The sequence below is a fragment of the Litorihabitans aurantiacus genome, from assembly GCF_030161595.1.
Lineage (GTDB): Bacteria > Actinomycetota > Actinomycetes > Actinomycetales > Beutenbergiaceae > Litorihabitans > Litorihabitans aurantiacus.
Genome location: NZ_BSUM01000001.1, coordinates 1,009,106 through 1,032,020, shown reverse-complemented (window position 1 = coordinate 1,032,020; position 22,915 = coordinate 1,009,106). Strand labels below are relative to the sequence as shown.

Annotated in this window: 18 protein-coding genes and 5 pseudogenes; 11 read left to right on the top strand and 12 right to left on the bottom strand. The window is 72.7% G+C overall.

What is annotated here, in order from left to right:
- The first annotated feature begins 32 nt into the window (after positions 1–32).
- The 3 genes and pseudogenes from QQK22_RS04785 to QQK22_RS19180 all read left to right on the top strand — a co-directional run bounded on the left by QQK22_RS04785 (position 33) and on the right by QQK22_RS19180 (position 2,306).
- Complete coding sequence (locus QQK22_RS04785) at positions 33–485, top strand: hypothetical protein (protein WP_284249810.1); 453 nt, start codon at positions 33–35, stop codon at positions 483–485.
- A gap of 41 nt (positions 486–526) precedes the next feature.
- Positions 527–1,743 (top strand): annotated as a pseudogene (locus QQK22_RS19185) (alpha-amylase family glycosyl hydrolase).
- Entirely contained in the window at positions 1,743–2,306 is a 564-nt protein-coding gene (locus QQK22_RS19180; RefSeq protein WP_431310126.1) for an alpha-amylase family glycosyl hydrolase, read from the top strand. The pseudogene QQK22_RS19185 and the gene QQK22_RS19180 overlap by 1 nt, the downstream one beginning before the upstream one ends.
- 24 nt (positions 2,307–2,330) lie before the next feature.
- On the opposite strand, the gene QQK22_RS04775 is transcribed toward QQK22_RS19180, so the two are convergent.
- The 4 genes from QQK22_RS04775 to QQK22_RS04760 all read right to left on the bottom strand — a co-directional run bounded on the left by QQK22_RS04775 (position 2,331) and on the right by QQK22_RS04760 (position 8,304).
- Positions 2,331–4,256: a glycoside hydrolase family 13 protein gene (locus QQK22_RS04775; RefSeq protein WP_284249808.1), complete on the bottom strand. Its 1,926-nt coding sequence runs from the start codon at positions 4,254–4,256 to the stop codon at positions 2,331–2,333.
- On the bottom strand, positions 4,253–5,056 hold the full coding sequence (locus QQK22_RS04770; RefSeq protein WP_284249805.1) for a sugar ABC transporter permease: 804 nt from the start codon (positions 5,054–5,056) through the stop codon (positions 4,253–4,255). Before QQK22_RS04770 ends, QQK22_RS04775 begins: the two co-directional genes overlap by 4 nt.
- A gap of 182 nt (positions 5,057–5,238) precedes the next feature.
- A complete protein-coding gene (locus QQK22_RS04765; protein ID WP_284249803.1) occupies positions 5,239–6,867 on the bottom strand; it encodes an ABC transporter permease subunit in 1,629 nt (542 codons plus the stop codon).
- A 102-nt stretch (positions 6,868–6,969) separates the two neighbouring features.
- Entirely contained in the window at positions 6,970–8,304 is a 1,335-nt protein-coding gene (locus tag QQK22_RS04760) for a sugar ABC transporter substrate-binding protein (protein WP_284249801.1), read from the bottom strand.
- A gap of 313 nt (positions 8,305–8,617) precedes the next feature.
- On the opposite strand from QQK22_RS04760, the gene QQK22_RS04755 reads away from it, so the two are divergent.
- The gene (locus QQK22_RS04755) at positions 8,618–9,658 is read left to right on the top strand and encodes a LacI family DNA-binding transcriptional regulator (RefSeq protein ID WP_284249799.1); all 1,041 of its coding nucleotides are present in this window, start codon (positions 8,618–8,620) and stop codon (positions 9,656–9,658) included.
- Positions 9,659–9,698: 40 nt separating this feature from the next.
- Here QQK22_RS04755 and QQK22_RS19175 read toward each other — a convergent pair whose 3' ends face one another.
- Positions 9,699–10,022, bottom strand: coding sequence for a FadR/GntR family transcriptional regulator (locus QQK22_RS19175; protein ID WP_431310181.1), 324 nt, complete (start codon positions 10,020–10,022; stop codon positions 9,699–9,701).
- A gap of 125 nt (positions 10,023–10,147) precedes the next feature.
- A pseudogene (locus tag QQK22_RS19170) lies at positions 10,148–10,375 on the bottom strand (GntR family transcriptional regulator); the annotation flags it as partial.
- A gap of 93 nt (positions 10,376–10,468) precedes the next feature.
- Between QQK22_RS19170 and QQK22_RS04745 the strand changes: the two are divergent.
- Positions 10,469–11,668 (top strand): MFS transporter, encoded by a 1,200-nt coding sequence (locus QQK22_RS04745; RefSeq protein WP_284249797.1) that lies wholly within the window; start codon positions 10,469–10,471, stop codon positions 11,666–11,668.
- Positions 11,669–11,738: 70 nt separating this feature from the next.
- A pseudogene (locus QQK22_RS04740) lies at positions 11,739–12,739 on the top strand (sugar phosphate isomerase/epimerase family protein).
- Positions 12,740–12,916: 177 nt separating this feature from the next.
- Here QQK22_RS04740 and dusB read toward each other — a convergent pair.
- From dusB to QQK22_RS04725, 3 genes and pseudogenes are all read right to left on the bottom strand, one after another.
- Positions 12,917–14,119: a tRNA dihydrouridine synthase DusB gene (gene dusB / locus QQK22_RS04735; RefSeq protein WP_284249795.1), complete on the bottom strand. Its 1,203-nt coding sequence runs from the start codon at positions 14,117–14,119 to the stop codon at positions 12,917–12,919.
- Complete coding sequence (locus QQK22_RS04730) at positions 14,116–15,450, bottom strand: YibE/F family protein (RefSeq protein ID WP_284249793.1); 1,335 nt, start codon at positions 15,448–15,450, stop codon at positions 14,116–14,118. The genes dusB and QQK22_RS04730 overlap by 4 nt, the downstream gene beginning before the upstream one ends.
- Positions 15,451–15,565: 115 nt before the next feature.
- Positions 15,566–16,944: pseudogene (locus tag QQK22_RS04725) on the bottom strand (glycine--tRNA ligase).
- A gap of 178 nt (positions 16,945–17,122) precedes the next feature.
- Here QQK22_RS04725 and QQK22_RS04720 point away from each other — a divergent pair.
- From QQK22_RS04720 to QQK22_RS04700, 5 genes are read left to right on the top strand one after another with little or no spacing between them, the layout of a single operon-like run.
- A complete protein-coding gene (locus QQK22_RS04720) occupies positions 17,123–18,064 on the top strand; it encodes a metal ABC transporter substrate-binding protein (protein WP_284249791.1) in 942 nt (313 codons plus the stop codon).
- Positions 18,061–18,942: a metal ABC transporter ATP-binding protein gene (locus tag QQK22_RS04715; protein WP_284249789.1), complete on the top strand. Its 882-nt coding sequence runs from the start codon at positions 18,061–18,063 to the stop codon at positions 18,940–18,942. Before QQK22_RS04720 ends, QQK22_RS04715 begins: the two co-directional genes overlap by 4 nt.
- A 31-nt stretch (positions 18,943–18,973) precedes the next feature.
- On the top strand, positions 18,974–19,897 hold the full coding sequence (locus QQK22_RS04710) for a metal ABC transporter permease (protein WP_284249787.1): 924 nt from the start codon (positions 18,974–18,976) through the stop codon (positions 19,895–19,897).
- A gap of 2 nt (positions 19,898–19,899) precedes the next feature.
- Entirely contained in the window at positions 19,900–20,289 is a 390-nt protein-coding gene (locus tag QQK22_RS04705; protein ID WP_284249785.1) for a Fur family transcriptional regulator, read from the top strand.
- 18 nt (positions 20,290–20,307) lie between these two features.
- Entirely contained in the window at positions 20,308–20,820 is a 513-nt protein-coding gene (locus QQK22_RS04700) for a VTT domain-containing protein (RefSeq protein ID WP_284249783.1), read from the top strand.
- A gap of 19 nt (positions 20,821–20,839) precedes the next feature.
- Here the strand turns inward: QQK22_RS04700 and QQK22_RS04695 are convergent, their stop codons facing one another.
- The 3 genes and pseudogenes from QQK22_RS04695 to recO form a co-directional block, all read right to left on the bottom strand.
- Positions 20,840–21,196, bottom strand: coding sequence for a VOC family protein (locus QQK22_RS04695; protein WP_284249781.1), 357 nt, complete (start codon positions 21,194–21,196; stop codon positions 20,840–20,842).
- 96 nt (positions 21,197–21,292) lie between these two features.
- Positions 21,293–22,111 (bottom strand): isoprenyl transferase, encoded by an 819-nt coding sequence (locus tag QQK22_RS04690; RefSeq protein ID WP_284249780.1) that lies wholly within the window; start codon positions 22,109–22,111, stop codon positions 21,293–21,295.
- Positions 22,108–22,838, bottom strand: a pseudogene (gene recO, locus QQK22_RS04685) (DNA repair protein RecO). The gene QQK22_RS04690 and the pseudogene recO overlap by 4 nt, the downstream one beginning before the upstream one ends.
- Between the last annotated feature and the right edge of the window lie 77 nt (positions 22,839–22,915).

The window sequence follows — 22,915 nt, the reverse complement described above, 5'->3', positions numbered from 1 at the left end:
GCCGGGTGCCGCCCCTCCCCTAGTCTCGATCCATGACTGTCACGGGGCGACGGACGACGGCGGCACTCCTGCTCGCGGGCACGCTGGCGGCGTGCAGCCCGGACCCGCCGGTCGACCTCGACGCCGCCGAGCGCTGGTTCCAGGACGTGACGAGGACCGCGCCGGTCTTCGGCGGTGGCGGCCGGACGTCCGTGATGCCGGAGGACGACACCGCCCTCCGTGGGAACCAGGTCATGCAGGAGAACCTTCCCGACATCGCCCTGACCGAGGTCCGCGCCGCATGCTACGGCGGCGGCGTGGTGACCCTCGTCGTCGAGGTGCGGACGAGCGACACCGCGCAGACCCGGGGCGACGAGCTCCCGTGCGACGAGGAGCTCCACGACCTCGGCATCACGGCCGACGGCGTGACGACCGTCGGGTTCAGCGCCTACGCACCCGAGGACGCGCAGACCAGCTACCTGGTGGTGCTCGAGCAGTCCTCGTGACGCGATTTGGTCCACCCCCACCGCGCCGACAGAATGGCGCGATGAGTGCGAGCGTCCAGGACATCTGCACCACCCACCCCGTCTCGGTCCCCCGGACCGAGGGTCTGCAGTGGTGGCACACCGCCGTGATCTACCAGATCTACCCGCGCTCGTTCGCGGACAGCGACGGCGACGGCCTGGGTGACCTGCCCGGCATCACCGCGCGGCTCGGTCACCTCGCGCGCCTCGGCGTCGACGCCCTGTGGCTCTCCCCTTCTACACCTCGCCGCAGGCCGACCACGGCTACGACATCGCCGACTACCGCGACGTCGACCCGATCTTCGGCACCCTCGCGGACGCGGACGCGCTGATCGAGCGCGCCCACCAGCTGGGCCTGCGCGTCGTCGTCGACCTCGTGCCGAACCACACCTCCGACGCGCACGCGTGGTTCCGCGCGGCGCTCGAGTCGGCCCCCGGCAGCGCCGAGCGTGCCCGCTACCACTTCCACGACGGCCGCGGCGAGGACGGGCAGGAGCCGCCCAACAACTGGCAGAGCGTGTTCGGTGGGCCCGCCTGGACCCGCACCACGAACGCCGACGGCACGCCCGGCCAGTGGTACCTGCACCTGTTCGACACGCGGCAGCCGGACCTGAACTGGGAGAACCCGGAGATCCGCGACGAGTTCCGCTCGGTGCTGCGGTTCTGGCTGGACCGCGGCGTGGACGGGTTCCGCGTCGACGTCGCGCACGGCATGGTCAAGGCCGAGGGCCTGCCCGACTGGGCCGGCCACTCCTCGATGATCTCCGAGGCCGAGACGGGCGACGGCGACGAGGGAGAGCAGGCAGGCGACGACGTCGACCTCGGCAACGTCGGCCCCATGTGGAACCAGCCCGGCGTGCACGAGATCTACCGCGACTGGCACGCGGTGCTCGAGGAGTACGGGGCCGACCGCATGCTCGTGGCCGAGGCGTGGGTCTCCCCGCTGCCCGAGCTCGCGCGCTACGTCCGCCCCGACGAGATGCAGCAGGCGTTCAACTTCGCCTTCCTCGCCTCGCACTGGCACGCCGACGAGCTCCGGAGCGTCATCGAGCACTCGATCCAGGTCAACGACTCCGTCGGCGCCCCGACCACGTGGGTCCTGTCCAACCACGACGTCGTGCGGCACGCCACGCGCTTCGGCCTGCGGTCGGCCGGGGGAACGTCGCGCCGGTCGGGCCCGACGACGACCAGGGCGACCCCGAGCTCGGCCTGCGCCGCGCCCGGGCCGCGACCCTGCTGATGCTGGCGCTGCCCGGCTCCGCCTACCTCTACCAGGGCGAGGAGCTCGGGCTGCCCGAGGCGACCACGCTCGAGATGGCGGTCCGGCAGGACCCGACCATCGCGCGCGGCGGCGGCCTCGGCCGCGACGGCTGCCGCGTCCCGCTGCCGTGGGAGTCCGCCGCGCCGGCGTACGGCTTCTCCCCCACCGGCGAGAGCTGGCTGCCGCAGCCCGCGGTGTACGGGCGCCTCGCGCTCGACGCGCAGAAGGGCGACCCCGCCTCGACCTACGAGTTCTACCGGCACGCCCTGCGCACCCGGCGCGACTACGCGCTCGGGTCCGGCGGGCTCGCGTGGATCGACCTCGACCTGGCCGACGTGCTCGGGCTGTCCAACGGCGAGCTGGTCGTGATCGCGAACACGGGTGAGAGGCAGGTCCGCCTGCCCGAGGGGCTCGAGCCGATCATCGCGAGCGCCGACCTCGACACGCACGCCGACGGCGCGCTCTACCTGCCGGGCGACACCACGCTGTGGGCACGGCGCACCCACCCCGAGCCGCTGCGCAAGCCCTTCGGCCCCGACTGAGTCGGGCGGGCGCCGCCGGCCCGGTCAGGGCGGGGCGGCGGCGCCCCACCCCGCGTCGAGGGCGAGCTCCCACACGAGCGCGCCGCGGCGGGCCGGGAGCACGACGGCGTCGCCCGCCACCCGGGGCGCCTCACCGCGCAGCACGGTCGGCTCCGCCCCGCCGAGGAGTTCCAGCGGCAGCCGGACGTCCTCGCCGTCGGCGCGCGCGACGTGCACCAGCAGCCGCTGCTCGGCGTGCTCGCGCAGATACGTGAGCGAGTCGACCCCGACGTGCGCCCACCGCAGGCCCCCGCGCCGCAGCGCCACGTGCTCGCGGCGCAGCGCGATCCACGCCCGGTAGTCCTCCCAGGTCGCGCCGTCCCACGCGGCCGGGTCCCAGGGGAACGGTGTGCGCGCGTGCTCACCGTTCGTCCCGGTCAGCCCGATCTCGTCGCCCGCGAAGACCGAGGGCACACCGGGCATCGTCATCTGCAGCGCGAGCGCCAGCAGGTGCAGGTCGCGACCAGCGCCGTCGTGGTCGACCCCGCCCTTGACGCCACCGCCGGCCACGGTGCGGAACCGTGGCGTGTCGTGCGAGCTGAGGTGCAGCGTGGACGCCGCCAGGGCGGACCACGGCATGGCCGCGTGCACCTCGCGCATCGTGCGCGTGATCGCGTGCGCGGGCAGCACGGGGATGTCGACCGGCAGCCCGAGGAAGTGCAGGCCGTGCTCGACGGCGTCGCTCCCACCCGTGCCCGCGCCCGGCGCTCCCCCGTTGAGCCACGTCCACAGCGGGCGGGTGAAGCCCTGGTAGTCCATGGTCCCGTCCCAGCCGTCGCCGCTCAGGTCGGCGCCGGCGTCGTGCCCGTGCTCGGCCAGCAGCCACGCGTCGGGGTCGACGGCGTGCATGGTCGCGCGGATCTCGCGCGCGACCTCGTGGGTGAGGTCGTCCGCGCCGAGCCGCCCGGTCATGTTCGCGACGTCGATGCGCCAGCCGTCCAGGCCGGCGGCCGTCCAGCGCCCGACGACGGAGTCCGCGCCCCGGTACAGGCGCCGCCGCAGCTCGGTGCTCGTGTGGTCGAGCTTGGGCAGCGAGGGGACGTCGAGCCAGGAGACGTACTCGTGCGGGTGCTCCGTGAAGGAGTAGAAGGCCGCCTCGGGTGAGTCGGCCTCCGCCTGGGCCGCGAGGAACCACTCGTGCTCGCGACCGGTGTGGTTCGTGGTGAGGTCGCCGAGCACGCGCAGGCCGCGGGCGTGGGCCGCGGCGATGAGACGCAGCAGCGCGTCGTCCCCGCCCAGGGCGGGGTCGATGCGGTCGAACGTGACGGCGTCGTAGCGGTGGTTGGACCGGCCCTCGAACATCGGCGTCAGGTAGAGCACCCCCGCGCCGAGCGCGACGACGTGGTCGAGGTGGGCGGCCACGCCGTCGAGATCGCCGCCGTACCACTGGCGCTCGACGCCGGGGCCGCTGCCGATGACGGGCTCGTCCCACGCCGCCTCGCGCGCCCACGCGGGCGGCGCGGTGTCCGGCGAGGACCGCGCGAACCGGTCGGGGAAGATCTGGTAGGCGACCTCGTCGGCCACCCAGTCCGGCGGTGCGTGGTCGACCCGCAGGAGGAAGTCGGCACCGTCGGAGGTGTCGCGCGCGTGCACGCCCTCGGCGTTGAGCCAGCGGTAGGCGCCGTCCGGACCGCCGAGGAAGAACCGGTAGCTCGTGACGGGGTTGGTCAGCGGCAGCGCCACGTGCCACCAGCGCCCGCCCGCGGTGCGCCCACCGGCGCGTGCCGGGGTGAGGGCGGGCTCGCCGTCGCGCAACGAGCGCAGGACCACGCGGTCGGCGCCGTCGCGGCCGTCGGCGAGGTCGGGCACCAGCACGCGCAGACCCGCCGTGCCGCCGAGCCGGTACGGACCGGGATCGACGAAGCGGGCGGAACCGTCGTGGTGGGGATCGCGCAGGTCGGGGCGGCTCATCCCTTCACGGCGCCCGAGGTGATGCCGCCGATGATGTAGCGCTGCAGGTACTGGAACAGCAGGATGATCGGCACGGCGATGACCACCGAGCCGGCCGCGAACCAGCCCAGGTTGTTGGACTGGTCCGCCGCCAGCACGCCCTGCATGCCGACGGCGATGGTCTTGACGTCCGTGGAGCGCAGGAAGATCGAGGCCAGCAGGAACTCTCCGATCACCCCGACGAAGACCAGCAGCCCGGAGATCACGAGGATGGACTGCAGCAGCGGCAGCAGAATGCGCACGAACACCTGGAAGTGGCCGGCGCCGTCGATCTTGGCGGCCTCGTCCAGCTCGATCGGGACCGTGTCGAAGAAGCCCTTGATCAGGTAGACCTGCCCGAGCGAGCCGCCGAGCATGATGAGGATGTAGCCCGCGAGGCTGTCGAGGCCGAAGGCCGGCAGCACCTCACCCACCACGCTGAACATCTGGAACAGCGCGACCGTGACGAGGATCTGCGGGAACATCAGGATCAGCAGGAGCGAGAGCAGCCCGGCGCGACGGCCGCGGAAGCGGAAGCGCGAGAACGCGTAGGCGGCGAAGCAGCTGAAAAGGAGCTGCACCAGCACGACCACGGCCGCCACGACCACCGTGTTGAGCGCCCACCGGAAGAAGGGCCGCGAGGGGTTGCTCCACAGCTGCTCGAAGTTGACGAAGCTGATGACGCGCGGGATGAGGTCGGTCGAGGCGACCGAGCCGATCGGGTTCAGCGCCGCCGAGACGATGTACAGGATCGGGATGACGGCGTAGATGCACGCCAGCACGCCCACGAGGTAGCGCCAGGAGAGCTGGCGCCACCAGCGCGCGCCCCGCAGCCTGTCGGCCGGGGCGCCCTTCGGCGGTCGACGGCGGCCGAGGCGGCGCGCCTCGGGGTCGGCGGGGGCTTGACGACGGCGGTGGTCGCCACGGTCGCCGCCAGAGGATCGGGTGCGGAGGTCATGTCAGCTCATCTCCTCGAGCTTGCGGGTCCCGCGGAACTGGATGGCGGCGAGCACGCCCGTGAGGACGAACAGCAGCACCGAGACGGCCGAGGCGAAACCGATCTGCGACCCGCCGCTGCCGAACGCGAGCCGGTAGGTGTAGCTGATGAGGATGTCGGTGCCGCCCGCCGTCGGGTTGTCGGGCGTGAACGGGCCGCCCTCCGTGAGCAGCTGGATCGCGTTGAAGTTGTTGAAGTTGAACGCGAACGAGGACACGAGCAGCGGCGCCGTCGAGACGAGCAGGAGGGGAAGACCACGCGCCGGAACTGGCCGAAGCCGGTCGCGCCGTCGATCGCCGCGGCCTCCTTCAGGTCGGAGGGGATCGACTGCAGGGCGCCCGTGCAGATGAGGAACATGTACGGGAACCCCATCCAGAGGTTCGTCAGGAGCACCGCGACCTTCGCCCACGTCGCGTCCCCGAACCAGTCGATCCCCGTGCCGAGCATGTCGTTGACGAGCCCGTAGTCCCTGTTCCAGAACCCCGCCCAGACCATGAGCGAGATGAACCCGGGAATCGCGTACGGCATGATCAGGAACGACCGGAAGGCGCGCTGGCCCCGCATCCGGGTCTCGTTGAGCGTGGTCGCCAGGAACAGGCCGAGCAGGAACGTGCTGCCGACCGACCCGACGGCGAAGACGATGGTCCAGCCGAGGATCGAGATGAACGGGCCCGTGATCCGCTGGTCGGAGAAGACGCGCTCGAAGTTGAACAGCCCCACGTTCTCCGACCACGACTGGGTCGCCAGGCGCTGACCGTCGGGGTCCACGAAGTAGGAGCGGTCACCCGACGGTGCGCGCTCGGCCGTGTAGACGACTCCCGTGTCGTCGTTAGTGATCGTGTCCGCGTCCTCGTCGTAGATCAGCGGCGTGCGCATCTCGATCGCCTGGAAGCCCTGGGCCTTGATGACCGTGTCGTCGTCGACCGGGACGGCGAAGCCGTCGAGAGGCTGACCCGACCCGCTGAGGTCGTTCTGCTCCTGGCGGGTGAGGATCGTGTACCCGTCGGCGGCCGTGATCGTGCCGGCCTCGATCGTGACGGCGTCGGCGGGGAGCTCGGTGAGGCCCTCCTCCTCCGAGCCCACGAACGCCTGCTCGGTGGCGGCGTCGACCAGCAGCATCTCGAACGGGCCGGTGGTCGTCGCGCCCTGCGTTCCGACGACGAGGGAGTAGACCGCGCCGCCCTCGACCTGGACGGCGGACGTGCCCACGATGCGCGCGATCGCCGCGTCCTTGCTGGATCGCGTGCCGTCGCTGTAGTTCGTCGTCGAGAGCTGGAACGTCAGCACGATCGGGTAGATGAGGAACAGCACCAGCATGAGGACGCCGGGCAGCAGGTACTTGGCCGGGACGACGCGACCGGTGAGGTAGACCGCGACGACGACGAGGACCGTCGCCCACAGCAGGGCGAGGAAGGCCCAGTTCGCCGTCGCCACGAGGGTCGGCGTGAGGGCGATGGCCAGGGCCAGCACGAGCCCGAGGCTGACGATCTTGACGATCAGGCCGCCCGAGGTGCGGGCGTCGATCGTGAGGGGGTGCCGACGGCGCGGCGGGCCGACGTCGCGACGCTGCGGCGTGGGCGTGAGGGTCTGGGTCACGAGACGCTCCCGGGTGGTGACGAGGGTGGGCCGGTCCGCTGCGGTGCGGACGTGGGCGCTCCCGGGGCCCGGCCGCGCTGGCGGCGGACCCCGGGAGTCGCGTCAGGAGCTGGCGATCGCCGAGCTGATGGTCTCGCCCGCAGTCACCATGGTGGCCGCCGGGTCGGCGCCGCCGATGATCGCGGCGTAGGCCTGGCCGAGCGGCGTCCAGACCTGGTCCATGGCGGGGATGGCCGGCATGGGCTGGGCCTGGTCGGCCGCGTCGCCGAACACGCCGACCAGCGGGTCGGCCGCCGCGGCGGTCTCGCGCACCGACGTCATCGCCGGCGGCAGGTTCGCGTTGTCGAACAGGATCTGCATGGTCTCCTCGGTGTTGAGGGAACCACCGGTGGTGCCGGTCACGAACGCCTGCGCGAAGCTCTTGTTCGCGCCGTTCGAGGCCACGTAGAACGCCTGCGCGCCCATGAACGGGACGGCGGGGCCGCCGTCGGCGAACCCGGGGATCGGCTGCACGGTGAAGCCGTCGGCACCGAGGCCGGTGGTCACGTCACCGAGGGCCCAGGGGCCGGAGATGAGGCACGCGGCGCGGCCGTCCGCGAACAGCGCGATCGCGTTGTCGCCGGAGATCGCGGTCGAGAGGACACCCGACCCGGAGGAGCCCAGGGTGGCGAGCTTGGCGGCGGCGGCCTGGCCGGCCTCGGTGCCGACGCCGAGGTCGGCGGGGTCGGGGGTGCCGTCGGCCGTGACGCCGAAGAGGTAGCCGCCGGCCGAGGTGTAGAGCGGCTGCATGTTGTAGGGGTCGCCGTCGACGCCCTGCGGGATGTTGAGGGCCGAGTCCACCTGACCGGCGTCCTTGGCCGCCTGACCGGCGGCGATGGCGTCGTCGATCGTGGCGTAGGTGTCGGGCGCGTACTCGGTGTTGCAGTACAGCACGAGGGACTCGACGCCGTAGGGGACGCCGTAGAGCTGGCCGTTGTAGGTCACGGCGGAGACGGCGCGGTCCGCGTACCCGCTGAGGGAGTCGCCCGAGATCTGGAGCGGGTCGATGGCGCCGTTGGAGACGAGCTGGCCGATCCAGTCGTGCGCGCCGACGAGGACGTCGGGGCCGTTGCCCGCCTCGTTGGCCGTGATGAAGTCGGTGCGGGTGTTGACGATCGCCTGCACACCGACCGAGATGCCGTTCGCCTCGCCGAACGCCTCCGCGGCGGCGGTGACGGCGTCGAACTTGACGTCGTCCGTCCAGATCACGAGGTCCTGGTCGCCGCGGACGGGCGCCTCCTCCTCGCCCTCGCTCTCGGCGGCGGAGGTCTCCTCCTCGGCAGAGGTCTCGTCAGTTCCGCCCGTGGCGGTCTCGTCGGTGCCGCCACCTCCCCCGCCGCACGCCGTGAGCAGCAGGGCCGCCGTGGCGAGGGCGGCCGTGATGGTTGATCTGCGCATGAGCTCGCTCCCGTGGTCTCGGATCGACAGCGCGCTCCGGCCCTCGTTGGCCGGGTGACGCGACGCTGCGTTGCGGGAACGGTACTGCAAGTTGCTGCAACGTGGGGGCGTCTTGCGCAAACCGTGGCATCCGTGACGCAACTGTGACGCAACCAACAGCGCACGGAGCGCGCCCGGCACCGCGACTGGACCGCGGTATCGACGGGAGCGCGCGCAGGGTTTGCGGTACCTTGCAGCGGATGCCGCGACGGGTCGGACGCCCGGTCCGACGCCGACCACACCGCGAGGCACCGCCGCCCACCGAGGAGCAGACGTGACCACCCACGACGTGCCGCGCACCCGTCTGGCCGATCTGGCCGAGCACTCGGGGGTCAGCACCGCCACGGTGTCGCGCGTCCTCAACCGCAAGCCGGGTGTCGCCGAGTCGACGCGCCAGGCGGTCTACCACGCGCTCGACCTCCTGGGGTACGAGCGGCCGCGGCGGATGACGGCGCCGTCGGCCGGCCTGGTCGGCCTCGTCGTCCCCGAGCTGTCCAACCCGGTCTTCCCCGCGTTCGCGCAGGCGATCGAGACGGCGATGGCGCACCACGGCTACACCCCGCTGCTGTGCACGCAGACCTCGAGCGGCGTGACGGAGGACGAGTACGTCGAGACCCTGATGTCGGCCGACGTCGCCGGCATCGTCTTCGTCAACGGCCTGCACGCGGACTCCCAGGCGCCGGTGGCGCGCTATCAGCGCCTGGCCGAGCGCGGCGTACCGTTCGTGCTGGTCAACGGCCACCGCGACGAGCTCGCCGCACCGTCGGTCTCGGTGGACGAGCGCCTCGGGATGGACCTGGCCGTGCGCCACCTCGCCTCGCTCGGGCACCGTCGGATCGCGCTCGCCGTCGGGCCCGACCGCCTCATCCCGGCCGCGCAGAAGCGCGAGGGTTTCGTGACGGCGATGAAGCGGTGGGTCGGGCCGGACGCCGAGCACCGGGTGCTGACGTCGCTCTTCACGGTCGAGGGCGGGGAGGCCGCCGCGCGCGTGCTCCTGCGCGAGGGTGCGACGGCGATCGTGTGCGGCAGCGACATCATGGCGCTCGGCGCCGTCCGGGCCGTGGCCCAGGCCGGTCTGCGGGTGCCCGAGGACGTCTCGATCGTCGGGTTCGACGACTCGCCCTTCATGAACTTCACCTCGCCGCCGCTGACGACGCTGCGCCAGCCGGTCGACGCGATGAGCCAGGCCGTCGTGGACACCGTGCTGTCAGCCATGGCCGGCCGGACCGACCCGATCGAGCTGCGCTTCGCCCCCGAGCTGATCGTGCGCGGCTCGACGGCGGCCGCCCCCACCCCGCCCCCGTCGCACCGCTAGCTCGCGAGGGCTCCGTGGTGCTCGGGCGGCCACGGATCCGTCACCCCGTGTGGGGTCGGAAGATCTCCGAGACCACCGCGACGGCCCGGTCGGCCTCGCCCTGCGCGATCGCCTCCACCAGGTCGTGGTGGAGCTCGTGCGCCCCGCCCACCTCCGCGTCCTCGTCCCGCATGTGGACGGCGAACACCTCGATCATGCTCGAGTACAGCTGGAGGTAGAGCGGGTTGTGGGTCGCCACCACGACAGCTCGGTGCAGGTCGAGATCGGCCCGGGCGCGCAGCTCCGGCTCGGCCTCCTGCCAGCTGCCGAGCCTCGTGGCACGGAGCGTCCGCAGGCGATCGACGTCGGCAGGCGTGCGACGCAGCGCCGCCAGGGACGCCGCGGTGCTGTCCAGCGCGAGGCGGAGCTCCAGGTAGTCCCGACGACTCCCCCGGCCAGCTGACGCCGCAGCGGGCCCGAGAGCTCCGAGTCGGAGATCACGAAGGTGCCCCGCCCCTGCTCGCGGCGGAGGAGACCCGCGTGCACCAACGACTGCAGCGCCTCCCGGACCGTGTTGCGCCCCGCATCGACCGAGGCCACGAGGTCGGGCTCGGTCGGGATGCGCTGCCCCACCGGCCACCGACCGGCGACGATCTCGTCCCGGAACCGTGAGGCCACCTGATCGATGAGCCCCACTCGACGCACCGCCGGTGGTGTGGCAGACTCGCCGTGATTCATCCCATGATCCCATCATCCGACTAACTCATCGAGGAGTTCAGGGTGGCCCTTTCCTCACCTCTGCGCAACGCGGGAACCCGGACGAGGTTGGCCGTGTGGGCGGGACTGGCGATCGCGACGACGGCCGTCAACCTGCGCACCGCCGTCACCGGCTTCACACCGCTGCTGGAGATCATCGGGCGCGACCTGGGCTACGGCGTGGCCGTGGCCGGGCTCCTGGGGACGATCCCCGCAGCCTCGTTCGGCGTCTTCGGCTTCCTCGCTCCGGTCGTCACGCGGAAGTTCGGCCTCGAACGCACCGCCGCCGCGGCGCTCGGGCTGACGACCGTGTCGCTGCTCCTGCGGGCGCTCGCGCCCTCGACAGCCGTCCTGATCGCCTCCACCGTCCTGGCGCTCGCGGGGATCGGCGCCGCCAACGTGGTCATCGTTCCGCTGGTCAAGGCGTGGTTCGCCGACCGGCTGGCGCTGTGGACCTCGCTCTACCTCATCCTGATGCAGACCGGCCAGTTCGTCGCACCTCTCCTCGCGGTACCTGTGGCCGAGAGGTCCTCCTGGCAGGTGTCGGTGGGGGTGTGGGCAGCGCCGGCAGCGCTGGCAGCCGTGGTCTGGCTGGTCCTGGCGCTCAAACTCCCCGCCGACCACCACGCGCCTCCGCCCCCTCCTGCGGACGGGCGGAAGGTGCGCATCACCCGGTCGGGCACGGCCTGGGGGCTGGTGATCCTGTTCGCGATGATGGCGTTGTCGAACTACGGCATCATCACCTGGCTCCCTGCCGTCCTCACCGATGCCGGCGGGAGCGCCACGCTCGGCGGCTCGATGGTCGGGCTCTACTCGGCCTGGGGAGTCGTCGCAGCGCTCGTCGTACCTCAGCTGGCCACACGGCTGACCAACCCCTTCGTCGTCGTGGTGGTCTGCTCGGCCGTCCTGATCGCCGGCTACCTGGGACTGGTGCTGTCACCCCTCGGGGGAACGCTGGTCTGGGTGTGCGCACTGGGTGTCGGGGTGAGCACGTTCCCGTTGTGCATGACGCTCATCAACCGCCGCACCCGCAGCCCGCAGACCGCCTCGACGGTGTCGGGCTTCGTGCAGGGCACCGGGTACGCGCTGGCGTGCTTCGGACCGATCAGCCTCGGCCTCCTCCGCGAGTCCACCGGATCGTGGTCGACCCCGCTCCTCGTCCTCGCCGCCACCGCCGTGCCAGGTGTCCTGGCCGGGTGGTTCGCCTGTCGACCTCGGTTCATCGACGACCCCGCCCCGGCCGCCGGAGCCACGCCGGCCGCCGCATCCCGCTGACGTCCCGCGGCGCCACCCGCTCCGCGGGACCCTCCGTCCTCACCCATCACCGCCGATTGGAGCACCCCTGATGTCTCGTCCGATCACCCTCTTCACCGGCCAGTGGGCCGACCTCCCCCTGGAGGAGGTCGCCGAGCTGGCCGCGGGCTGGGGCTACGACGGCCTCGAGATCGCCTGCTGGGGCGATCACCTCGACGTCTGGCGAGCCGCCGAGGACCCCGCCTACCTGCGCTCGCGCAGGGAGATCCTCGACCGGCACGGCCTGTCGGTCCACGCGATCTCCAACCACCTCAAGGGACAGGCCGTCTGCGACGACCCCATCGACGAGCGCCACCGCGCGATCCTGCCGCCCCAGGTCTGGGGCGACGGGGACGCCGAGGGCTGAGACAGCGGGCGGCCGAGGAGATGAAGCTGACCGCCAAGGCCGCCCGCGGTCTGGGCGTGGACACCGTGGTGGGGTTCACGGGCTCGTCGATCTGGAAGTACATCGCGATGTTCCCACCCGTCGCCCAGTCCCTCATCGATGCCGGCTACCAGGACTTCGCCGACCGCTGGAACCCGATCCTGGACGTCTTCGACGGCGAAGGTGTGCGGTTCGCGCACGAGGTGCACCCCTCCGAGATCGCCTACGACTACTGGACGACCGTGGCCGCCCTGGACGCGATCGACCATCGCGAGGCCTTCGGTCTCAACTGGGACCCGTCCCACTTCGTCTGGCAGGACCTCGACCCCGTCGGATTCATCTGGGACTTCCAGGACCGGATCTACCACGTCGACTGCAAGGATGCGAAACGTCAGCTCGGCAACGGCCGCAACGGCCGCATGGGCTCCCACCTTCCCTGGGCCGACCCGCGCCGCGGTTGGGACTTCGTCTCCACGGGACACGGCGACGTGCCGTGGGAGCGGTGCTTCCGCACCCTGAACGCCATCGGCTACGACGGACCGCTGTCCATCGAGTGGGAGGACGCCGGGATGGACCGCCTCATCGGCGCTCCCGAGGCGCTGGAGTTCGTCCGACGGCTGGCCTTCACCCCGCCCGCAGCGGCGTTCGACAGCGTCTTCGCCGTCTAGAGGTCGGACACCGCGTCCGACCAACCCGAGCGCAGCAGGCGCTGGCACGACTCGTGCGCAGCACCGACCACCAGGTCTCGCTCCCGCGGAACCCCGACGAGTCCGTCGTCGCCCCTCGCGACCCCCGTGAACTCTCGCGAGGGGCGCGAGGCGGCGGCGATCAGCCGCCCGAGACGCTCAGCCGCCCGAGACGCTCAGCTCGGCCTCGTGCAGCGAGGCCGCCAGCTCGGCGTCGATCTCGCGCGAGTCGAGCCAGCCCTGCGGCACGCTGGGGATCTTCGGCGTCCCCGCACGACCGCGCTGCCCCTCGGCCGCCTCGCCGGGATAGGGCTGGTCGAGGTCGAGCGCGGCGAGCTTGGCGTCCAGGTCGGCCAGCGAGTCCACGAGCGCGAGACCGCGCCGCGCGTCACCCCCCACCGCGTAGCCCTTGAGGTACCAAGCCATGTGCTTGCGCAGCTCGCGCAGCGCGCGACCCTCGTCGCCGTCGAAGTGCTCGATCATCAGCTCGCCGTGCCGGCGCAGCACCCGAGCCACGTCCCGCAGGCCCGGACGCACGCCGCGGCCCGTCCCGGCGAAGCCGGCCACCAGGTCGGTGAACAGCCACGGCCGCCCCTGGCACCCGCGCCCGACCACGACGCCGTCGCACCCCGTCTCCGCCACCATGTCCAGCGCGTCCTGCGCCGACCAGATGTCCCCGTTCCCGAGCACCGGGATGTCGGTCACGGTCTCCTTGAGACGCGCGATCGCGTCGCGGTGGGCGTGCCCCGAGTAGTACTCCGCCGCGGTGCGCGCGTGCAGCGCGACCCACGCGGCGCCGGCGTCCTGGGCGCGGAGGCCCGCCTCGAGGTAGGTGAGGTGATCGGCGTCGATCCCCATGCGCATCTTCACCGTCAGCGGCACGTCGCCGCGCGCCGCCTCGCGCACGGCGACGCGCACGATCGCGGCGAACAGGTCGCGCTTCCACGGGAGCACCGCTCCCCCGCCGCGCTTGGTCACCTTGGGCACCGGGCAGCCGAAGTTGAGATCGATGTGGTCCGCGCGGTCCTCGCTCACGAGCATCCGCACCGCGGCGCCGACGGTGGCCGGGTCGACGCCGTACAGCTGCACGCTGCGGACGGTCTCGTCGGGCGCGGGCGTGATGATGCGCATCGACTCGGGCGTGCGCTCCACGAGCGCGCGCGACGTGACCATCTCGGACACGAAGATGCCCTCGGGCACGTCGGCCCCGAGCACGGCGTCCGCCCCGGACTCGCCGGCCGCCGGCAGCCCGGCGCGGGCGGCCTCGCGGCACAGCTGGCGGAACGGCGCGTTGGTCACGCCCGCCATCGGCGCGAGGACGACGGGTGTGCCGAGCGTGCGGCGACCGAGGGTGAGACTCACTCCTCCATGGTCCCAGACCGGCGCTCGCGCAGATCACGACGGCGCAGCGGCGCGCCCGCGCCCGGCTCGCGCTCGCCGTCGCCCGAGGACGCCTCGGATCCCGCGGCCGGGTCGGGAGCCGATCCGGCCGAGCCCGACGGCGTCGCGGCCGCCACGACCGCTGTCCCACCCCCGGCGGCGATCACCACGCCGCCGAGCTGCCGCTCGTCGCGGCGCGACGTGCGCACGAGTGCCGCGGCGATCGCCGTCGTGACGGGGATGGCGAGCACGAGACCGATGGAGGACACGAGCGTGCGCACGAGCTCCTCGGCGATGCTGGAGGAGGTGATGAGCTGCACGGGTGAGCGATCGTAGATCGAGGCGATCATGAGCATCGGCAGCGCGGTGCCGACGTAGGCGAACGCGAGCGTGTAGACGGTCGAGGCGATGTGGTCCCGCCCGATCCGCATGGCCCGCAGGAACACGCGCCGGCGCGGCACCGTCGGATCGCTGGCGTGCAGCTCCCACACGGCGCTGGCCTGCGTGATGGTGACGTCGTTGAGCGCGCCGAGCCCCGCGATCACGAACCCGCACACGAGCAGGGCGCGCATGCTGATCTCGGGGAACGTCGACATGACCTGGTATCCCTCCTCCGACCCCGTGCCGAGGAGGTTCGAGCCGGCGGCGGAGGCGATGGCGAGCACGGTCGTGACCGCCAGGCCGACGAACGTGCCGAGCAGCGCCGTCGTGGTCCTGATCGAGACCCCGTGCGCGAGGTAGACCGAGACGAACATCATGGCGCTGGAGCCCACGAGCGCGACCAGCAGCGGCGAGACACCCTCCATGAGGGCGGGCAGCACGAACAGCCCGATCACGGCCAGGGAGGCCGAGAGCCCGACGACGGCGGCGAGCCCGCGCCATCGCGCGACGAGCGCCACCAGGGCGACGTAGGCCACCGCCAACCAGATCAGCGGCACCTCGCGCTTGTAGTCCACGAGGGTGAAGCTCGCACCGGCCTCGAGCTGGTCGGCCTGGAACAGCACGAGGATCTCGGCACCGACCGGGATCGGCTCGCGCAGCACGTCCTCGCCGACCGACACGGGCACCTCGACGCCCGCGCCGTCACCGGTCAGCAACTCGGCCACGACCTCCGCGCCCGGCGTACCGGGCACGTCGGTGATGCGCGCCGTCTCGAAGGACAGCCCCGAGGCCGTCATCGGGATGGAGCCCGCGATCGACTCGCCCTTCGGCCACAGCGCGACGAGCCCGGCGATCGTCCCCAGCAGGAGGGGGACGACGATCGCGGCGAGCATGATCCGGGCCCGGCGCAGCTCCCGCGCGGGGAGCTGCACCGGACCGTGGCCGTGGGCGTGGCCGTGCGCGTGGACGGAGCCGTCAGTCGGGGCCGGGTCCGAACCGGGCCCGCCCTGCTCCGCGCCGCCGCGCCGCTGCTCGTTCACGCGTGGGTCACGCCCCGAGCAGGCGCGCGCCCAGGTACGAGGCCACCTGCGAGAGCGCCACGCGCTCCTGCGTCATGGTGTCGCGCTCGCGGATGGTCACGGCGTCGTCGGTGAGCGTGTCGAAGTCGACGGTGACGCAGAACGGCGTGCCGATCTCGTCCTGGCGGCGGTAGCGGCGGCCGATGGCACCGGCGTCGTCGAAGTCGACGTTCCAGTGCTCGCGCAGCTCGGCCGCCAGCGCGCGCGCCTTGGGCGAGAGGTCGCCGGAGCGGGACAGCGGCAGCACCGCGGCCTTGACCGGCGACAGGCGCGGGTCGAGCTTCAGCACGGTGCGCTTGTCGACTCCACCCTTCGCGTTGGGCGCCTCGTCCTCGTGGTAGGCCTCCACGAGGAACGCCATGAGCGAGCGCGTGAGGCCCGCGGCGGGCTCGATGACGTACGGCACCCAACGCTCCCCTTCTCCTGGTCGAAGAAGGACAGGTCCTTGCCGGAGTGCTCGGTGTGCGTCTTCAGGTCGAAGTCGGTGCGGTTCGCGATGCCCTCGAGCTCGCCCCACTCGCTCCCGGTGAAGCCGAACTTGTACTCGATGTCGACCGTGCGCGTGGAGTAGTGCGAGAGCTTCTCGGCCGGGTGCTCGTACAGGCGCAGGTTGTCCGCGGCGATGCCGAGGCTCGTGTACCACTCCATGCGCGTGTCGATCCAGTACTGGTGCCACGTCTCGTCGGTGCCCGGCTCGACGAAGAACTCCATCTCCATCTGCTCGAACTCGCGCGTGCGGAAGATGAAGTTGCCCGGCGTGATCTCGTTGCGGAACGACTTGCCGATCTGGGCGATGCCGAACGGCGGCTTCTTGCGCGCCGCCGTCGCGACGTTGCCGTAGTTGACGAAGATGCCCTGCGCGGTCTCGGGGCGCAGGTAGTGCAGCCCGGACTCGTCCTCGACGGGGCCGAGGTAGGTCTTGAGCATCATGTTGAAGTCGCGGGGCTCGGTCCACTGCCCGCGGGTGCCGCAGTTCGGGCAGGCGACGTCGCCGAGGCCGTTCTCGGGCGCCCGACCCTTCTTCTCCTCGAACTCCTCGAGCAGGTGGTCCTCGCGGAACCGCTTGTGGCAGGAGAGGCACTCGGTCAGCGGGTCGGTGAAGACGCCGACGTGGCCCGAGGCGACCCACACCTGGCGCGGGAGGATGACGGCGGAGTCGAGGCCGACGATGTCGTCCCGGCGCGTGACCATCGCGCGCCACCACTGGCGCTTGATGTTCTCCTTCAGCTCGACGCCGAGCGGTCCGTAGTCCCAGGCGGAGCGCGAACCCCCGTAGATCTCACCCGACTGGAACACGAAGCCCCGGTGCTTGGCGAGGGCGATGACGGAATCGAGACGGGAGGGCATGATGCTCCTGGCGGCGTTCGAGCGCGCACCTGGCTGGTGCGCGGCGCAGCCACCCAAACTACAGCGCGAGCACGGTCAGCCGCCCGGCTGCCCGTCCGCAACCGTGGCGGCGATCGCCGGGCCACGTGACCGCCACCACTTTTTGACAACGATTCTCAATGGGGCGAGAATCGTTCTCATGCAACTCCGGTTCCGTCGTGCCCTCGTCCCGATCTCGGCCCTCGCCCTGGCCCTCCCGCTCGCCGCGTGCGGCGACGGTGGCGGTACCGCGAGCGACGCCGCCGGCGACACGGTCGACGTGCTCGCCTCCTTCTACCCCCTGCAGTACCTCACGCAGCGCGTGGGCGGCGACGCCGTCACCGTCTCGAGCCTCACCCCCGCAGGGGCCGAGCCGCACGATCTCGAGCTCTCCCCCGCCCAGGTCGCGAGCGTGGGACGCGCGGACCTCGTGGTCTACCTCTCGGGGTTCCAGCCCGCCGTCGACACCGCCGTGACCGAGGCGGCCCCGACCGCGATCGACGTCGCCGGCGCCGCCCGTCTGCGCGACGCCGCGCACGAGGAGGAGCACGACCACGAGGGCGAGGAGGAGGGCCACGACCACGGGACGCTCGACCCCCACTTCTGGCTCGATCCGATCCGGATGGCCGACGCGGCCGACGCCGTCGCCGCGCAGCTGAGCGAGGTCGACCCCGACGGCGCCGCGGACTTCGAGGCGAACGCCGCCACGCTGCGCACCGAGCTCGAGGGCCTGGACGGGTCCTACCGCACCGGCCTCGCGCAGTGCGAGACCACCACGATCGTCGTCGCGCACGAGGCCTACGGGTACCTCGCGACCGCCTACGGCCTCGAGCAGGAGGGCATCTCGGGCATCGACCCCGACGCCGAGCCCTCCCCCGCACGCCTGCGCGAGATCGAGCAGGTCGTGCGCGACACGGGTGTGAACATCATCTTCACGGAGTCGCTCATCGACCCCCGCGTGGCGGAGGTGCTGGCCGGCGACCTCGGCATCACGACCGGCGTGCTCGACCCGCTGGAGAACCAGGCCGACCCCGAGGCGGACTACCTTGACGTGATGGAGAGCAACCTGGCCTCGCTGCGCGACGCGCTGACCTGCGCGTGAGCGCGCCCCGCACCGGCGTCGAGGAGACGCCTGCCGCCGTCGTCGACGTCCGCGGCCTCTCGGTCGACCTCGGCGGCTCGCGCATCCTGCGCGAGGTCGACCTCACCGTGGCGCGCGGGGAGTTCGTGGCGCTTCTCGGCGCCAACGGGTCCGGCAAGTCGACGCTGGTGCGCACCCTCGTGGGCGTCCTGCCGCCCGCCGCGGGAACGGTCACGATGCTCGGTGCCGACGTCACGCGCCGCGCCGGCGTCCCGTGGGGCCGCATCGGATACGTCCCGCAGCGTTCGACGGCGACGGCGGGCGTCCCCGCGACCGTGGTCGAGGTCGTCCGGTCCGGCCTCCTCGCCGCGGGTCGGCTGCGTCCCCCGCGCGACGGCGAGGCGCGGGTCCGCCGCGCCCTGGCGCGGGTGGACCTCGCCGACCGCGCCGACCGCGCCGTCGCCGAGCTCTCCGGCGGCCAGCAGCAGCGCGTCCTCATCGCCCGCGCGCTCGCCCGCGACCCCGAGCTGCTGCTGCTCGACGAGCCCCTGGCCGGTGTCGACGCCGCGAACCAGGAGTCGTTCGCCCGCACGATGGCGGGGCTGCGTGACGACGGCGTCACCGTGCTGGTCGTGCTGCACGAGACCGGCCCGCTGGCGCCGCTCATCACGCGCGCCGTCGTGCTCCGGCACGGCGCGGTGGTGCACGACGGCGAGCCTCCTCGCCCGGCGCCGGGTCACGACCACGACGACCACGACCACCAGCACCCGCACGACGGCGACCACCTCGAACGCGACGACGCGCGCGGCCCGGACGACTGGCGCCGCGGCTACCCGCACGGCGACCGCCCCACGGGCGACCGCTCCGCCATCCGCATCTCCCCGGGAGGGTTCGCGTGACCACGCTCGTGGAGATGTTCTCCTCCCCCTGATGCAGCGCGCGCTCGTCGCCGCGGTCGTGGTCGGCCTCGCCGCCCCCGTGATGGGCACCTATCTCGTGCAGCGGCGCCTGTCGCTGCTCGGTGACGGCATCGGCCACGTCGCCCTCACCGGCGTCGCGGCCGGGTGGCTGGTGGGCAACGCCATGTCGCTGACCCCGCACGACGCCCTCGCGATCCCGGGCGCCGTCGTCGCCGCCGTCATCGGGTCGCTCGCGATCGACGTCGTCCGCGACCGCGGTCGCACCAGCGGCGACGTCGCCCTCGCCCTGCTGTTCTACGGGGGCATCGCGGGCGGGGTGCTGATCATCGGCCTCGCGGGCGGCACGACGGCGAACCTCATGGGCTACCTGTTCGGCTCCATCGCGACGGTGAGCCAGGCCGATCTCGTGCAGATCATCGTGCTCGGCGCGCTCGTGCTCGGCGTGGGGATCGGCCTGCGCCCGGCGCTGTTCGCGGTCTCGCACGACGAGGAGTTCGCCCGTTCGCTCGGGCTGCCGGTCCGTCTGCTCAACATGATGATCGCGATCGTCGCGGCGCTGACGGTGACGGTGGCGATGCGCGTGGTCGGCCTGCTGCTGGTCAGCGCGATCATGATCCTGCCCGTGGCGATCTCCCAGCAGGTGGCGACGTCGTTCCGCGCCACCATGCGCCTGGCGATGGGGGTGGGGGTGCTCGTGTGCGTCAGCGGGCTCGTCATCACCTACTACCGCCCGCTGTCGCCCGGCGCCGTCATCGTGTGCCTGGCGATCGCCGTCTACGCTGGTGTGGCCGCGCTCCGACCGCTCCTGGCGAGCCGGGCGCGGCGGACCGACCCGTCGCGCGGGCCGATCGACCCGCACCCGGACCACCCGGACGACGTGCTGGTGGCCCGATCGGCCGCGTGCGAACCGGCGGGAACGACGACGAGGGAGTAGCGGTGCAGCGCACGACGAGGCAGCGGACGGCGGTCGCGGAGCTGCTCGACGACTCCGAGCAGTTCCGCAGCGCCCAGGAGGTGCACCGCATGCTCGCCGACCGCGGCGAGTCCGTCGGTCTGGCGACCGTGTACCGCACCCTGCAGGCGCTGGCGGACGTCGGTGAGGTCGACTCGCTGCGCGGCCCCGACGGCGAGGTGCGCTACCGCCGGTGCGACCAGCGGTCCCACCACCACCACCTCGTGTGCCGCAGGTGCGGGACCGCCGTCGAGCTCGACGCCGCCGCCGTCGAGGAGTGGTCCGGCCGGATCGCGTCCCAGCACGGGTTCACCGACGTCGAGCACACCATCGAGCTGTTCGGCCTCTGCGCCGCCTGCAGCGCCCGGGCCTGACCCGGCGGACGCACCGCCGTGCCCGCCGCCCTCGACGGGGCCTCGTTCTGGCCCCTGTTCGCGTTCTTCCTCGGGGTGGTGCTGCTGCGCACCCAGCTGACGTACTGGATCGCCCGGCTCGTGACCCGCTGGTCGCTGGACCACACCCGTCCGCGCCGTCCGTGGGTGACCCGCGTGCACCGGTGGCTCCAGGGCGAGGGCACCGCCCGGGGCCTGCGCACGGTGGAGCGCTGGGGCGTCGTCGCCGTCCCGCTCTCGTTCCTCGCGACCGGGACGAAGACCGTCGTGAACGCGGCGGCCGGCGTCGTGGCGATGCCGTTCGCGAAGTACCTGCCCGCGATGCTGCTGGGCTGCGTGGCCCACGCCGTGATCTACGCGACCGTCGGCTGGGCGGCGTGGAGCGCCGCGCTCGCGGCGGCGACGGGCTCGCCGTGGGGTCTGGCGGTCCTCGCGCTCATCGCGCTCGCGGTGGCGTTCTGGATCGTGCTGCGGGTTCGTGCGCGACGGCGCGACGCCGGTCTCGCGCCCTGAGGCTCCTCCCGCCCAGGCGTCAGGGGTGGTGGTCCTCGGGAGCCACGCAGAACTCGTTCCCCTGCGGGTCGGTCAGCGTGAACCAGCGCGCCGCACCCTCCGTGCGCTCCCCCAGGCTCGCGGCACCGGCGGCGACGAGGCGCTCGTGCTCGGCGTCGAGGTCGCCGTCGACGACGAGGTCGAGGTGGACCCGGTTCTTCCCGGGCGTCACCTCCTCCACCCTCTGGAACGCGAGCGCACCCGCCTCCGTGGCGACGACGACGAACCAGCCCTCGTTCTCCGCGACGACCTCACCGCCGAGGACGTCGGCCCACCACCGCGCGAGCGGCAGCGGATCGGTCGAGTCGGTGGTGATCATGCCGAGGTGCAGGGCCATGCCGCCACCCTAGAAGGGCCCACCGACACCGTGGGGGTGTGGGACGCGAGTCTCAGCGCCCGGGCACACCGTGTCAGCTCCCCTCGGCCCGGGCCGTCAGCTCCCCACGGCGTCGACCGCCCCGCCGTAGCGGCGGTCGCGGCGCGCGTACTCCAGCACGGCGGCCCACAGGTCGCGGCGGTCGACGTCGGGCCACGCCTTCTCGAGGAAGACGAACTCGGCGTAGGCCGACTGCCAGATGAGGAAGTTCGAGGCGCGCTTCTCGCCGCCGGTGCGGATGAACAGGTCGACGTCGGGCATGTCCGGCTCGTCGAGGTGGCGGGCGATCGTCTGCTCGCTGATCCGCGACGGGTCGATCCGGCCCGCGGCCGCCTCGGCCGCGATGGTCCGCACGGCGTCGGCGATCTCGGCACGCCCGCCGTAGTTGACGCACATCGTCAGCGTGCAGGTGGTGTTGCCGGCCGTCAGCGCCTCGGCCTCCTCGAGCTCGGCGATGACGCTGCGCCACAGCCGCGGCCGGCGGCCCGCCCACCGCACCCGCACGCCCCAGGAGTTCATGACATCGCGACGGCGTCGCAGCACGTCGCGGTTGAAGCCCATGAGGTAGCGCACCTCCTCGGGCGAGCGCTTCCAGTTCTCGGTGGAGAACGCGTACGCGCTCACGTGGGAGACACCGAGGTCGATGGCGCCGGCGACGACGTCGAGCAGCACCTGCTCCCCCGCCGCGTGCCCCTCGGTCCGGGGCAGGCCGCGGGCGTTCGCCCAGCGGCCGTTGCCGTCCATGACGAGCGCGACGTGCTTCGGCACGAAGCGGGCATCGATCCGCGGCGCCGTCTCGCCCGAGGGGTGCGCGGGCGGCGCGACGACCTCGTGCGGCTGCCACGCCGTCGGCCCCGCGGCGGTGCGGCGCCTCACGCGCGCACCACGTGGCGCAGCGAGCGCAGCTGGCGCTCGAGGTGCCACTGCAGGTACACGGACACGAGGCCGCTGGACTCGCGGCGGTGGCGCTCGTCGCTCGCATCGGCGACGGCCCAGTCGCCCGCGAGGAGCGCGCCCAGGAGCAGGAACGTCTCGGGCGCCGGGGCGGCCGCCCCCGGCGGGCGGCACGCGGTGCACAGCGCCCCGCCCATCGGGGCGGAGAACGCGCGGTGCGGACCGTCCAGCCCGCACCGGGCGCAGGCGCTGAACGTCGGGGCGTAGCCGGCGACGGCGAGCGCGCGCAGCAGGTAGGAGTCCAGCACGAGCGTGGCCGCGTGCCTGCGGTCGGCCAGCGCCCGCAGGCCGCCGGCCAGCAGGAGGTGCTGCTGCGTGGCGGGCTCGTGCTCGACGTCGGTGAGGCGCGCGGCGGTCTCGACCATCGCCGTCGCTGCCGTGAACAGTGAGTAGTCGGCCATGATCGCGCGGCCGTGGGGGGCGAGGGTGTCGACCTGCGTCACGACGTCGAGGGTGCGACCCGTGTAGAGCTGGACGTCGATCACGCCGAACGGCTCCAGCCGGCCGCCGAACTTGCTCGAGGTGCGGCGCACCCCTTGGCGACGGCGCGGACCAGCCCGTGCTCGCGGGTCAGCATCGTGAGGATGCGGTCGGCCTCGCCGAGGTCGTGCGTGCGCAGCACGATCGCCTCGTCCCGGTACGTCCTCACCGGGTCATTCTCCCCCACCCCACCGACATCGCGGAGCAGCCGCGCCCACCCGGCGTCCCTGCACGCGACGCCACCGC